General features: G+C 74.1%; 12 protein-coding genes. 8 read left to right on the top strand and 4 right to left on the bottom strand.

Going from position 1 to position 13,209, the window contains the following annotated elements:
• The 6 genes from ONA70_RS28180 to ONA70_RS28155 all read left to right on the top strand — a co-directional run.
• Nucleotides 1-880, top strand: an 880-nt coding sequence (locus ONA70_RS28180; protein WP_265009511.1) for a FadR/GntR family transcriptional regulator, incomplete at its 5' end; no start/stop codon positions are given.
• Between the two features lie 63 nt (nucleotides 881-943).
• Nucleotides 944-2,308 (top strand): glutamine synthetase family protein, encoded by a 1,365-nt coding sequence (locus ONA70_RS28175; RefSeq protein WP_265009510.1) that lies wholly within the window; start codon nucleotides 944-946, stop codon nucleotides 2,306-2,308.
• A 36-nt stretch (nucleotides 2,309-2,344) separates the two neighbouring features.
• Nucleotides 2,345-3,700, top strand: coding sequence for an aldehyde dehydrogenase family protein (locus tag ONA70_RS28170; RefSeq protein WP_265009509.1), 1,356 nt, complete (start codon nucleotides 2,345-2,347; stop codon nucleotides 3,698-3,700).
• 5 nt (nucleotides 3,701-3,705) lie between these two features.
• On the top strand, nucleotides 3,706-4,473 hold the full coding sequence (locus ONA70_RS28165) for a 3-oxoacyl-ACP reductase (RefSeq protein WP_265009508.1): 768 nt from the start codon (nucleotides 3,706-3,708) through the stop codon (nucleotides 4,471-4,473).
• Nucleotides 4,470-5,174: a gamma-glutamyl-gamma-aminobutyrate hydrolase family protein gene (locus ONA70_RS28160; protein ID WP_265009507.1), complete on the top strand. Its 705-nt coding sequence runs from the start codon at nucleotides 4,470-4,472 to the stop codon at nucleotides 5,172-5,174. The genes ONA70_RS28165 and ONA70_RS28160 overlap by 4 nt, the downstream gene beginning before the upstream one ends.
• A 262-nt stretch (nucleotides 5,175-5,436) precedes the next feature.
• Complete coding sequence (locus tag ONA70_RS28155) at nucleotides 5,437-9,081, top strand: SpoIIE family protein phosphatase (protein ID WP_265009512.1); 3,645 nt, start codon at nucleotides 5,437-5,439, stop codon at nucleotides 9,079-9,081.
• Nucleotides 9,082-9,113: 32 nt separating this feature from the next.
• On the opposite strand, the gene ONA70_RS28150 is transcribed toward ONA70_RS28155, so the two are convergent.
• Nucleotides 9,114-9,338 carry an STAS domain-containing protein gene (locus ONA70_RS28150; protein ID WP_406601253.1) on the bottom strand — a complete coding sequence of 75 codons (225 nt, stop codon included), beginning with the start codon at nucleotides 9,336-9,338 and terminating at the stop codon, nucleotides 9,114-9,116.
• Between the two features lie 185 nt (nucleotides 9,339-9,523).
• On the opposite strand from ONA70_RS28150, the gene map reads away from it, so the two are divergent.
• Nucleotides 9,524-10,381 carry a type I methionyl aminopeptidase gene (map, locus tag ONA70_RS28145; RefSeq protein ID WP_265009505.1) on the top strand — a complete coding sequence of 286 codons (858 nt, stop codon included), beginning with the start codon at nucleotides 9,524-9,526 and terminating at the stop codon, nucleotides 10,379-10,381.
• Entirely contained in the window at nucleotides 10,378-11,088 is a 711-nt protein-coding gene (locus tag ONA70_RS28140; protein WP_265009504.1) for a VIT1/CCC1 transporter family protein, read from the top strand. Before map ends, ONA70_RS28140 begins: the two co-directional genes overlap by 4 nt.
• Before the next feature lie 70 nt (nucleotides 11,089-11,158).
• Here ONA70_RS28140 and ONA70_RS28135 read toward each other — a convergent pair whose 3' ends face one another.
• From ONA70_RS28135 to ONA70_RS28125, 3 genes are all read right to left on the bottom strand, one after another.
• A complete protein-coding gene (locus tag ONA70_RS28135) occupies nucleotides 11,159-11,896 on the bottom strand; it encodes a nucleotidyltransferase domain-containing protein (protein WP_265009503.1) in 738 nt (245 codons plus the stop codon).
• Nucleotides 11,897-12,129: 233 nt separating this feature from the next.
• Nucleotides 12,130-12,615, bottom strand: coding sequence for a nitroreductase family deazaflavin-dependent oxidoreductase (locus ONA70_RS28130; RefSeq protein ID WP_265009502.1), 486 nt, complete (start codon nucleotides 12,613-12,615; stop codon nucleotides 12,130-12,132).
• A gap of 62 nt (nucleotides 12,616-12,677) precedes the next feature.
• The coding region (locus ONA70_RS28125) for an FtsX-like permease family protein (RefSeq protein ID WP_319958946.1) at nucleotides 12,678-13,209 on the bottom strand (532 nt) is incomplete at its 5' end.

Genomic DNA, 13,209 nt, shown 5'->3' with positions numbered 1-13,209 from the left:
GCTCTCCCGATCTGCGCGCCGGCGCACCCGCCACGCCGACCGGACGCTGGGGAGAGGACGGCCGATGCGGACCGACGCCGGGACTGCCGAGCCGACCGCCACCGCGGCCCGGGTGGCGAGCGGCGACCCGGCGTCGGCGGGGGACCGCGGCGCCGCAGCCGTACCCGCCCTTCCGGTGTGGCGCCCGGTGCGCGGCGGCAACGCCTTCGAGATCACCGTCGCGCGGCTCGTCCAGGCCATCAAGCTCGGCATGGTCCGGGTCGGCGAGCGGCTGCCGGCCGAGCGCGAGCTGGCCGAACGGCTGCAGGTCAGCCGGGTGACGCTGCGGGAGGCGATCGCGGCCCTGCGGGACGCCGGCTATCTGGAGTCCCGGCGGGGGCGAACCGGTGGCACCTTCGTCGTGTCGGCGCTGCCCGCCCGCGGTGCCGGCGGGCGCCCGGACGCCGGAGAGTTGGCCCGCGAGATGGGCGACCGACTGCACGACGCGCTGGACTTCCGCCGGGTCCTGGAGTCGGGCGCGGCGGCGCTGGCCGCCAACCGCAGCCTGTCGGCCCCGGAGCGGCAGCACCTGGTCGCCGCGCTGGCCGCCTCCCGGGATCGCGACCCGCTCACCCGCCGCGTCTCGGACTCCCGCCTGCACCTGGCGATCGCCGCGGCCAGCGGCTCACCGTCGTTGGCCGCGGCCGTCGCCGACGTGCAGTTGACGCTCGACCGGCTCCTCGCCGCGATCCCGGTGATCGACCGCAACCTCGACCACTCCGACGCCCAGCACCGCCGGGTCGTCGACGCGATCCTGGGTGGCGATCCGGATGGTGCGCGGTCGATCATGGAGGAGCACTGCGACGGTACGGCGGAACTGCTGCGCGGGCTGCTCGTGTGAGCCGAGCCGCCCATTGACGGATGCAAAGGTTCGGTAGTAGACCTTTCCTATGGAGGCTCGCCGATGAGGAAAGCTCCGCTCACGCTCGAACAGCTGCGGGTCGCGGTCGCCGACGGCGAGATCGACACCGTGGTGCTGGCCCTGACCGACATGCAGGGTCGGTTGCAGGGCAAACGGTTCCACGCCCCCTACTTCCTCGACCAGGTGGTCGCGCACGGCAGCGAGGGCTGCAACTACCTGCTCGCGGTCGACGTCGACATGAACACCGTCGACGGGTACGCGATGTCGGGCTGGGCCCGCGGCTACGGCGACTTCGCGATGCGGCCCGACCTGGACACCCTGCGCCGGATGCCCTGGCAGCCGGGGAGCGCGCTGCTCCTGGCCGACCTGGAGTGGCTGGACGGCTCCGGCCCGGTGATCGCCTCGCCCCGGCAGATCCTGCGCCGGCAGCTCGACCGGCTGGCCGCCCACGGGCTGACCGCGTACGCCGGCACCGAGCTGGAGTTCGTGCTGTTCCGCGACTCGTACGAGGAAGCGTGGCGACGCGGCTACCGCGACCTGACCCCGGCCAACCAGTACAACGTGGACTACTCCCTGCTCGGCACCGCCCGGGTGGAGCCGCTGCTGCGCCGGATCCGCAGCGAGATGGCCGGGGCCGGGCTGACCCCGGAGAGCGCCAAGGGCGAGTGCAACCTCGGCCAGCACGAGATCGCCTTCCGCTACGACGCGGCGCTGGCCTGCGCCGACCACCACGTCATCTACAAGAACGGGGCGAAGGAGATCGCCGCCCAGGAGGGCATGTCGATCACCTTCATGGCCAAGCCGAACGCCCGCGAGGGCAACTCCTGCCACATCCACTTCTCGCTGCGCGACGCCGACGGCCGCTCGGCCATGCTCGGCGACGGGCCGGCGCACCTGTCGGTGACCGGGCGGCGGGTGCTGGCCGGGCTGCTCGCCACCATGCGCGACTTCAGCCTGCTGTTCGCCCCGAACGTCAACTCCTACAAGCGCTACCAGCCCGGCTCGTTCGCGCCGACCGCGCTGCGCTGGGGCACCGACAACCGCACCTGCGCGCTGCGGCTGGTCGGCCACGGCCAGGGCATGCGGGTGGAGAACCGAATGCCGGGGGCGGACGTCAACCCGTACCTGGCGATCGCCGCGCTGGTGGCGGGCGCGGTGCACGGCATCGAGCGGGAGCTGGAGCTGGACGACGAGTGCACCGGCAACGCCTACGACGACGACACCGCCGAGCGGGTGCCCGGCACGCTGCGCGACGCCCTCGCCCTCTGGGAGTCCTCCGCCGTGGCGAGGGACGCCTTCGGCGACGAGGTGGTCGCCCACTACGCCAACCACGCCCGCGTCGAGCTGACCGCCTTCGACGCCGCCGTCACCGACTGGGAGCTGACCCGTGGCTTCGAACGCCTCTGAGCCGCGGTGCGGGTGTCGAGCGGAAGGGTGGGGCGCGTGACCAAGGTGATCAACCCGGCCACCGGCGAGGTGCTGGGGGAGGTGCCGGCCACCTCGGTCGGTGAGACCGACGCGGCGATCGAGCGGGCGGGGCGGGCGTACGAGACGTGGCGGAACGTGGCGCCGGGGGACCGGGCGCGGCTGCTCCGGCGGTTCGCGGCCGTGGTGGACGCGCATGTGGAGGAGTTGGCGCTGCTGGAGGTGCGCAACGCCGGGCACACCATCGGCAACGCCCGCTGGGAGGCGGGCAACGTCCGGGACGTCCTCGACTACTACGCCGGCGCGCCGGAGCGGCTGACCGGCAGGCAGATCCCGGTGCCGGGCGGGCTCGACGTCACCTTCCACGAGCCGCTCGGCGTGGTCGGGGTGATCGTGCCGTGGAACTTCCCCATGCCCATCGCCGGCTGGGGCTTCGCCCCCGCCCTCGCGGCCGGCAACACGGTGGTGCTGAAGCCGGCCGAGCTGACCCCGCTCACCGCGCTGCGCCTGGCCGAACTGGCCCTCGACGCCGGCCTGCCGGAGGACGTGTTCACCGTGCTGCCCGGGCAGGGCAGCGTGGTGGGCGAGCGGTTCGTCACCCACCCGGCGGTGCGCAAGGTCTGCTTCACCGGGTCCACCGAGGTGGGCACCCGGATCATGGCCGGCTGCGCCGCCCAGGTGAAGCGGGTGACCCTGGAACTGGGCGGCAAGTCGGCGAACCTGGTCTTCGCCGACGCCGACCTGGACCGGGCGGCGGCCAGCGCGCCGTACGCGGTCTTCGACAACGCCGGCCAGGACTGCTGCGCCCGCTCCCGGATCCTGGTCCAGCGCCCGGTGTACGACCGCTTCCTGGAGCTGCTCGAACCGGCCGTGCGGGCGTTGCGGGTCGAGGACCCGGCCGCCGAGAGCGCGGAGATGGGCCCGCTGATCTCCGCCGGCCACCGGGACCGGGTCGCCGGCTACGTCGATGGGGCGAAGGTCGCCTTCACCGGCTCCCGCCCCGACGGCCCCGGCTTCTGGTACGCCCCGACCGTGCTGCTCGCCGACTCCCCGGCCGACCGGCACTGGCGCGAGGAGATCTTCGGCCCGGTGGTCTCGGTGCTCCCGTTCGACGACGAGGCGGACGCGATCCGGCTGGCCAACGACACCGAGTACGGCCTCTCCGGCTCGATCTGGACCCGGGACGTGGGCCGGGCGGTCCGGGTGGCCCGGGCGGTCGAGTCCGGCAACCTCAGCGTCAACTCGCACTCCTCGGTGCGCTACTGGACCCCGTTCGGCGGGATGAAGCGCTCCGGCCTCGGCCGTGAGCTGGGACCGGACGCGCTGCACGCCTTCACCGACGTCAAGAACGTGTTCATCAGCACGGAGGAGTGAGCAGAGTGCAGGGTCGATTGACGGACCGGGTGGCCGTGGTGACCGGCGCGGGCAGCGGGATCGGACTGGCCACGGTCCGGCGGTTCGCCGCCGAAGGGGCGCGGGTGGTCTGCGTCGACATCGACGCCGACGCCGGCAAGCGGGCCGCCGAGGAGGTGGCTGGGGAGTTCGTCGCCGCCGACGTGGCCGACGAGACCGCCGTGCGGGACCTGTTCGACGGGGTGGTCGACCGGCACGGACGGGTGGACGTGGCGTTCAACAACGCCGGCATCTCCCCGCCGGACGACGACTCCATCCTGGACACCGGGCTGGACGCCTGGGAGCGGGTGCTGCGGGTCAACACCACCAGCGTCTATCTCTGCTGCAAGTACGTCATCCCGCACATGCGGCGGCAGGGCAAGGGCTCAATCATCAACACCGCCTCGTTCGTCGCGCTGATGGGTGCCGCGACGTCGCAGATCGCGTACACCGCGAGCAAGGGCGGGGTGCTGGCGATGACCCGCGAGCTGGGCGTGCAGTTCGCCCGGGAGGGGATCCGGGTGAACGCGCTCTGTCCCGGCCCGGTCGCGACCCCGCTGCTGCTGGAGCTGTTCGCCAAGGACCCGGAGCGGGCCGCGCGCCGGCTGGTGCACGTGCCGATGGGCCGGTTCGGCAACCCGGAGGAGATCGCCGCCGCGGTGGCCTTCCTGGCCAGCGACGACGCCTCGTTCATGACCGCCGCCCAGTTCGTGGTGGACGGCGGGATCACCGGCGCCTACGTGACTCCGCTATGAGCCGGCCGCTGATCGGGATCACCGCGTACGTCGAGCCGGCGGGCTGGGCGGTGTGGCGGGACGTCCCGGCGGCGCTGGTGCCGCAGGCGTACGTCCGGGCGGTCACCGCGGCCGGCGGCCGGGCCGTGGTGCTGCCCCCCGACGACACGGACGCCGACGTGCTGCGGGTCCTCGACGGGCTGCTGCTGGCCGGCGGCGCCGATGTCGGCCCGGAGCGGTACGGCCAGCCGCCCGACCCGCGCACCGAGAGCCGGCCGGACCGGGACGTGGGCGAGCTGGCACTGCTGACCGCCGCGCTCGCCGCCGACCTGCCCGTGCTCGGGATGTGCCGGGGCATGCAGCTGCTCGCCGTGGCCCACGGCGGCGCGCTGCACCAGCACCTGCCCGACGTGGTCGGCCACGACGGCCACCGCCCGGCGCCCGGGGTGTACGGGTCGCACCCGGTCCGGTTCGCCCCGGGCAGCCGGATCGGCGCGGTGATGGCCGGGCTGGATCGGGTGAACTCGTACCACCATCAGGGGGTGGCGGACCCGGGCGGCCTGGCCGTGACCGGCTGGGCCGACGACGGGGTGGTGGAGGCGGTCGAGGACCCGACCCGGCGGTTCCTGCTCGGGGTGCAGTGGCATCCGGAGAACGACCCGGACCCGCGCCCGGTGACCGCCCTGGTCCGGGCCGCGGCCGACGGCCGCAGCGGGGTGTAGCGCGGATCACAGGTCCCGATTTCCGGACCTGGCGGACGTTATCCGTGTCCGTCCGGTCCGGTCCGCGAAGATCGAGCCGACGACTCGGCCCACCCCGCGGCACCGCCCGAGTCGCCGTCCGGCGACGGCTACGCCAGGATGAGGCGAAGGACCAGCGATGACCGACGACGATGCGTTACGTCGCTCCTCGCTCGGGGTAGGAGACGGGGCGGCCGGCGTGGCTGCGCCGGTCGTCGCGGACAAGGCCGGAGCAGGAGGCTGGATGGGCTCGGCCCAGGGGGGCGAGGACGGGCGCCGTGCGTCCTCGGGGACCGGCGAGGTGGAGCTCCCACCGCTGCTGGCCGCGGCGTTCGCCGCCGGCGGCGAGATGGGTGAGCGGCTGCGCTCCTTCGACTGGTCGACCACCCCGCTCGGCGCGCCGCGCGCCTGGCCACCCGCACTCTCCCACGCGATGAGCACGATGCTCTCGTCGCACGCGCAGATGGTGGTCTTCTGGGGCCAGGACCATCTCGCCTTCTACAACGACGCCTACCGGCCGACCATCGGCGACAAGCACCCGGCGGTGATCGGCCACTCCGCCCGGGAGCACTGGGCGGAGACCTGGGACGTCCTCGGACCGCTCCTCGACGGGGTACGCCGCACCGGTGTGCCGTACCGGGGCGAGAACCACCCCTTCGTGCTGAACCGGCACGGCTTCCTGGAGGACGTCTACTTCGACGTCTCGTACGACCCGATCCGCGACGCCGACGGCAGCGTCAGCGGCGTCTTCTGCTTCGTCAACGAGACCACCGGCCGGGTGCTCGGCGAGCGCCGGCTCCGCACCCTGGCCGAGCTGGGCACCGAGCTGGCCGACGTGCAGAGCACCGTCGAGCTGGGCCGGGCCGTCGCCCGGGTGCTCGACGCCCACCGGTCCGACCTGCCGTTCAGCGCGCTCTGGCTGCCCGACGAGGCCGGCGAGCCGGTGCTGGCCGGTTGTGCGGGCGTGCCGCCGGGCGCGCTCGGCGGGCCGCCCGAGCCGGGCGCCGCGGAGAGCGGGACCCGCTGGGTGTCGGTCGCCGAGCTGCTCGGCGAGGTGCCGCCGGACGCCGCCGACCACGCCCTCGTGCTGCCGCTCACCGCCCCCAGCGAGCCGGCGGCCGTGCTGCTGCTCGGGATCACCCGCCGGCTGCCGTTCGGCGACGACTACCGCGACTTCGTCGACCTGGTCGCCGCCCAGATCTCCCGGGCGGTCGGCCAGCAGCGGGCGTACGAGCAGGAGCGCGCCCGGGCCGCCGAGTTGGCCGCGCTGGACCGGGCCAAGACGAACTTCTTCGCCAACGTCAGCCACGAGTTCCGCACCCCGCTCACCCTGGTCCTCGGCCCGCTGGAGGACCTGCTCGCCGACCCGGCGCTACCGGCCCCGTACCCCGAGCGGCTGGGCATGGTGCACCGCAACGCGCTGCGGCTGCTCAAGCTGGTCAATACCGTACTGGACTTCTCCCGGCTGGAGTCCGGCCGGCTGACAGCCGGCTACCAGCCCACCGACCTGGCCGACTACACGTCCCGGCTGGCCAGCACCTTCCGCTCGACCACCGAGCGTGCCGGGCTGCGGTTGATCGTCGACTGCCCACCGCTGCCCGCGCCGGTCTACGTCGACCGGGACATGTGGGAGAAGATCGTCCTGAACCTGTTGTCCAACGCCGTCAAGTTCACCTTCGACGGCGAGATCCGGGTCCGGATCCGGGCCGGCGAGGGCAGCGCGGTGCTGGAGGTGGCTGACAGCGGGGTCGGCATCGCCCCGGACGAGCTGCCGCACGTCTTCGAGCGGTTCCACCGGGTGCCCGGGGTACGCTCCCGCACCCATGAGGGCACCGGCATCGGGCTCGCCCTGGTCCGCGAGCTGGTCGAGATGCACGGCGGTACGGCCGAGGCGCGCAGCGCCGTCGACCGGGGCACGACCTTCACGATCACCGTCCCGTTCGGGTACGGTCACCTGCCCGCCGACCGGGTGGCCGCGCTCGCGCCGGCGCCGACCGGCGAGCCGGAACAGGCCCGGCTCTACGCCGCCGAGACCGCGCTCTGGGCCGACGAGGCGGCCCTGCCCGAGCCGACCGCCGAGCCGGCCGGGTCGGGCCGGATCCTGCTCGCCGACGACAACGCCGACCTGCGCGAGCACGTCAGCCGGCTGCTCTCCCGCTCGTACGAGGTGGTCGCCGTGCCGGACGGGGTGGAGGCCCTGCGGCTGGCCGTCGCCTCCCCGTTCGACCTGGTGCTGGCCGACGTGATGATGCCGCGGCTGGACGGCTTCGCGCTGGTCGCCGCGCTGCGGGCCGACCCGGTCACCCGGCACGTGCCGATCGTGCTTCTCTCCGCCCGGGCCGGTTCGGCCGAGGAGGTCGCCGGGCTCGCTGTCGGTGCCGACGACTACCTGACCAAGCCCTTCTCCAGCCTGGAGCTGATCGCCCGGGTCCGGGCCAACGTCGAGCTGGGCCAGCTGCGCGGGCAGATCATCCGCCAGCTGCGCGCCCTCGCCGACGCGGCGGTCGCGATCAACACCGCCCGGTCGACGGCCGACGTGGTGCAGGTCGCCGCCCGGCACGCGCTCAGCCTCGCCGAGGCCGCCCGGGTGGTGCTGACCACCTCCGGCGCGCGGTACGAGGCGGACGGCGGCGGAGACACGCCGCTCGATCCGTCGGCGGTGCTGCCGCTGACCGGCACCACCGGGGAGCAGTTGGGCGAGCTGCGGGTCTGGCGCCGGGAGGACGGCGGCACCGAGCAGGCCGCGCTCGCCGAGCTGGCCCGGCTGGTCGGCGTCCGGCTGGAGAACGCCCAGCTCTACGAGGCCGAGCACCGGATCGCCACCACCCTCCAGCACAGCCTGCTGCCGCGGACGCTGCCGCAGCTGCCCGGCGCGGTGGTGGCCAGCCGCTACCTGCCGGGCAGCGCCGACGTCGAGGTGGGCGGCGACTGGTACGACGTGATCCGCACCCCCGACGACGAGCTGGTGCTGGTGATCGGCGACGTGGTGGGCAAGGGGGTCCGTGCCGCCGCCGCGATGGGCCAGCTCCGCAACGCGCTGCGGGCGTACGTGCTGGAGGGCTTCGCCCCGGGCCCGGCGCTGACCCGGCTCAACCACCTGGTCGGCTCCACCGAGGGCGGTTCCTTCGCCACCGTGGTCTGCCTCTGGTTCACGCCGCGCACCGGCCGGCTCCGGTACGCCAGCGCGGGCCATCCGTCGCCCCTGCTGATCAGCGGCGACGACGTGGCGTTCCTGCACGACCGTGCCCTCGGGCCGCCGATCGGCGCCATTCCGCAGACCGAGTACCGGACTGTCGAGGGGCAACTTGCCCCCGGCGGCCGGCTGCTGCTCTACACCGACGGCCTGATCGAGGACCGGCGGCTCGGCGGGATCGACGCCGGCCTCGGCCAGCTCCGGCTGGACGCGGTTACCCGGGGCGAGCACCTGGCCGACCTGGTCGACGCGGTGGTCGAGCGGGTGGCCGGGCGGGCCCGGCACGACGACGTGGCGGTGCTGGCGTTGGAGGCGGCCGAGCTGAACCGCTTCGCCCTGCGACTGCCGGCCGATCCGACCCGGCTCAGCGTGCTGCGCAAGCGGCTGGAGGACTTCCTGGTCGCCCACCACGTCGGCGAGACCGACCTGTTCGACCTCACCGTGGCGATCTCCGAGGCCGCCGCGAACGCCATCGAGCACCCGGTCGCCCCGAGCGAGGCGGTGATCGGCGTCGAGGTGACGATCGAGGACCGTACGGTGACCGCCACGGTCCGGGACAGCGGACACTGGCGGGAGTCGACCGGGTCGAGCTTCCGGGGCCGCGGGCTGGCGCTGATCCAGGCGCTCGGTGAGCTGTCGGTGACCCGGACCGACGAGGGCACCGAGGTGACGCTGCGCCGCCGGCTGGCGGACTGAGGGCCGGGCGGCGCGGGCGGCGGGCCGCCTGTTCAGGCGGGCAGCAGCCAGTCCTGCTCGCCGAGGCCGGCGATCGCCAGTACCCGGCGTACCTGGCGGGACGGCAGCACGGCCAGCGCGCCCGGGTAGTGCTGGGCCAGCCGGACCACCGCGTGGATCGCCGCCGAGTCGAAGAAGGTGACCGCCCGCAGGTCGAGCGTGACCTGCCGGGCCGGCTCGCGCAGGACGGTCTGGAACATGGTGTCGGCGGTAGCCATGTCGACCTCGCCGGTCACCACGACACGGAGGTGCTCATCGTCGACCTCCGTGCTGGCGGAGAAGACTGGAGGTGCGCCCCCTAGATCCACGGAGCAACAATGGCACAGCGCTTGCGGCGCGGCAACAACCCGGCCGACCCGGCCGTGGCGGGGGACACCGGAGGGCGCGGCGATAGGCTGGGGCCATGACCGTCCGTGCGCCGCTGACCCCTGGCACGCTCTCTCCGTGGCGAGCGGTGCCCGCTCACATCCCGCGTCCCGAGTACGTGGGCAAGAAGCGTCCGCAGGAGTGGCGCGGCTCGCACGTGCAGACGCCGGAGACCATCGAGAAGATGCGCGTCGCCGGCCGGCTCGCCGCCCAGGCCACCCAGCTCGCCGGCGAGCACTGCAAGCCCGGGGTGACCACCGACGAGATCGACAAGGTGGTCCACGAGTTCCTCTGCGACCACGGCGCCTACCCGTCGACGCTGGGCTACAAGGGCTTCCCGAAGTCCTGCTGCACCAGCCTCAACGAGGTGATCTGCCACGGCATCCCGGACTCGACCGTGCTCCAGGACGGCGACATCATCAACGTCGACGTCACCGCGTACCTCGACGGGGTGCACGGCGACACCGACGCCACCTTCTGCGTGGGCGAGGTCAGCGAGGAGGCCCGCCTGCTGGTCGAGCGGACCCACCAGGCGATGATGCGGGGCATCAAGGCGGTCGCCCCGGGCCGGCAGATCAACGTCATCGGCCGGGTCATCGAGTCCTACGCGAAACGGTTCGGCTACGGCGTGGTCCGGGACTTCACCGGCCACGGCATCGGCGAGTCCTTCCACAGCGGCCTGTACGTGCCGCACTACGACAGCCCGCGGCCCACCGACGTGATGGAGCCGGGCATGACGTTCACCATCGAGCCGATGATCACCCTCGGCACCTACCAGTACGACATGTGGGACGACGGCTGGACCGTGGTCACCAAGGACCGCAAGTGGACGGCGCAGTTCGAGCACACGATCGTCGTGACCGACGACGGTTACGAGATCCTCACGCTGCCGTGACCGAGACCCCGGCGGCGCTGCGCGAGGCGCACCACGCGGACGTGGCCGGCGGCTGGCTCCGACCGGCCGTGTTCGGCGCGATGGACGGCCTGGTCACCAACATCGCGCTGATCGCCGGCGTGGGCGGCGGGGGCGTCTCGCCGCGCAGCGTCGTGCTCACCGGCGCCGCCGGCCTGGTCGCCGGGGCCATCTCGATGGGGCTGGGGGAGTACACCAGCGTCCGGTCGTCCAACGAGCAGGTGGCCGCCGAGGTGGCCAAGGAGCGGCGCGAGCTGGAGCGCCACCCCGAGGCGGAGGCCCGCGAGCTGGCCGCCGCCTGGGTAGCCCGCGGCCTGCCCCGGGACCTGGCCATGCAGGTGGCCGAGGCGGTCCGGCGCAACCCGGAGGAGGCCCTGCGGGTGCACGTCCGGGAGGAGTTGGGCATCGACCCGGACGAGCAGCCGAGCCCGTGGGCGGCGGCCGTCTCGTCGTTCCTCTGCTTCTCGGTGGGGGCGCTGGTGCCCCTGATCACCTACCTGCTCGGTTTCACCAGCCTCTGGCTGGCGCTCGGCGTCGGCGGGGTGGGCCTCTTCGTGGCCGGCGCGGTCGTCGCCCGGTTCACCAAGCGGCCCTGGTGGTCCAGCGGCCTGCGCCAGTTCCTGCTCGGCACCCTGGCCGCCGCCGCGACCTACCTGGTCGGCGCCCTCATCGGCGTCCAAGCCGGCTGAGGGAAAGGAAGGGCCCCCTGTTAACGCCTACGGCATAGCAGGGGCCCCCTGTTAACGCCGGCCACCCGGATCAACCGGTGAGGAGGTCGTCGACGGTGCCGTCGACCGGGCGGCCTCGGGCGGACAGTTCCTCGGCCTGCTTGGCGAGCACCGTACCCACCTCGGTCATGTCGGCGGCGGCCAGTCCGGTACGCCGTACCGCGTCGCCGGGGTCGCGGAAGTAGGTGCGGCTGAACAGCCCCTGCACGGTGGCTGCCGCGAGCCGGGCCTCGCCGAGCATGAGCAGCGCCTGGTCGGTCTCGTACCACTCGGCGAGCCGCAGCGCCCGGGCGTGCGCCGCGCTGCCCCGGTACCAGGCCTGGCGGGCGGCGGCGGTGAACTCGGCCGGGCGGGCCCGGGCCAGCCGGGCCAGGTGCTCGTCGCGCAGGGTGCGCAGCCAGCCGGTCGGGTCGCGCAGCGCCCGGGTGGTGACGTACCGGTCGGCGGTCAACGGCCAGAGCGGGGTGATCGTGCGGGCCTGCCGCAGGTAGTCGTCGGCCCCGGCGACGGTGAGGTCGACCAGCACCCCGTCCACCCGCCGGGTGGCCGGCGCCGGTCCGCTGCCCGGCCGGTAGGTCGCCAGCAGCAGCCCCACCTCGCCGTCCCCGCCGCCGTCGTCGTCGCCGTGCGCGAGCGGGCCGTGCACCGCCACGGCGAGGATGTCGGCCGGGAACCGGCGCAGCGCCGCTTCGCTCACCCGCTCGGCGACCCGCCACCGGGGATCGTCCAGGTACCGGTCGGTCTCCAGTTCCGCGCCGCTGGCGTCCACGGTCCACCTCCGTCCGCGGGCGGGCCGCCGTCGGCGGCCGGCGCACGTCGCCCGCAACCACCCTAGCCAGGCCACGCGGGCCCGCCCGTTCGCCGCGCCCGGGGTCTGGTGCGGCTGGCTCACCACGACAGGCGGCGCATCGGCCGTCGCGCAAGATCGTGCTCGATCGTGGATCGAGTGGCGTCGAGCGCGCGCTCTGATGCCACTACTTCCCGCATCGAGCACGATCTCGCCTACCTACCTCGGCCGGGCTCGCCGGTCGGGACCAGGCGGAAGACGCGGATCTCCCGGCCGCCGGCCCGTTCCACGTACGTCCGGTAGGCCGGCCACTCGGCGACCAGGCGGGCGAAGAGTCGGTCCCGCTCGTCGCCACTGACCAGTTCGGCGCGTACCGGGATCCGGCATCCCCGGACGTCGATCTCGGCGGCGGGCCGGGCGAGCAGGTTCGACGACCAGGCCGGCTGGTGCTGCTGCCCCCAGTTCGAGCCGATCACCACGTACGCGTCGCCGTCCGGCACGTACAGCAGCGGGTTGCTGCGCGGCTTGCCGGAGCGGCGGCCGGTGGTGGTGATGACCAGGGACGGCACCAGCCCGAGCGCGACCACCCGACCCTTCGTCAGCCGGCCGACCAGCCGGTCGGCGGGGACGAGCAGGCGCAGGGTGGCGGCGAACCACTTCTGGTGACCGAGGCGGCGGGCGAGGGTTCGCAGGGTGGACACCCGCCCAGTGTGCCGGCCCCGGGGACGGCGCGGCAGCCCCGGCACGGCCGGTCCACCCGGGCTCAGTCCAGCCGGCGTTCCACCGGCAGCCGGGACCGGGTGAGCAGCCCCGCGCCCAGCATGGCCACCAGCGGCACCACCACCAGCACGGCGACGGTCAGCCCCGGCACCACCAGCGGGTACGGCTCCGGGACCGGCCATGCCTGCGCGTACCGCCGGTTGAGCGAGACCAGGATGATGGCCGCCGAGCCGAGGCCGGCGACCAGCCCGAGCACCGAGCCGAGCACCGCGATCACCCCGGCCTGGCAGACCGCCAGCAGCCGGCGTACCCCGGGATCGGCCCCGACCGCGGCGAGCGTGGAGAGGTCGCGGCGGCCCTCGGCGGCGGCGAGGCCGGTGGCCACGCCGGCCGCGCCCAGCGTGATCAGCCCGGCGCCGACGGAGAGCAGCAGCAGCAACGGCCGCTGGTCGGACCGGCCCTCCTCCTCCACCTGCACGCTCAGCGCGGCGAGCGGGGCCAGTTCGGTGCCGAGCCGCTGCCGCTGCGCCGCGGTGGGCGCCCCGGCGGTGTCGATCGCGTAGCCCGTCTGCCCG

Origin of the sequence: Micromonospora yasonensis, assembly GCF_026013475.1 — a bacterium.
GTDB classification, from domain to species: Bacteria; Actinomycetota; Actinomycetes; order Mycobacteriales; family Micromonosporaceae; genus Micromonospora; species Micromonospora yasonensis.
The sequence above is the reverse complement of the archived record's forward strand: the minus strand, read 5'-3'. Positions and strand labels throughout refer to the sequence as shown.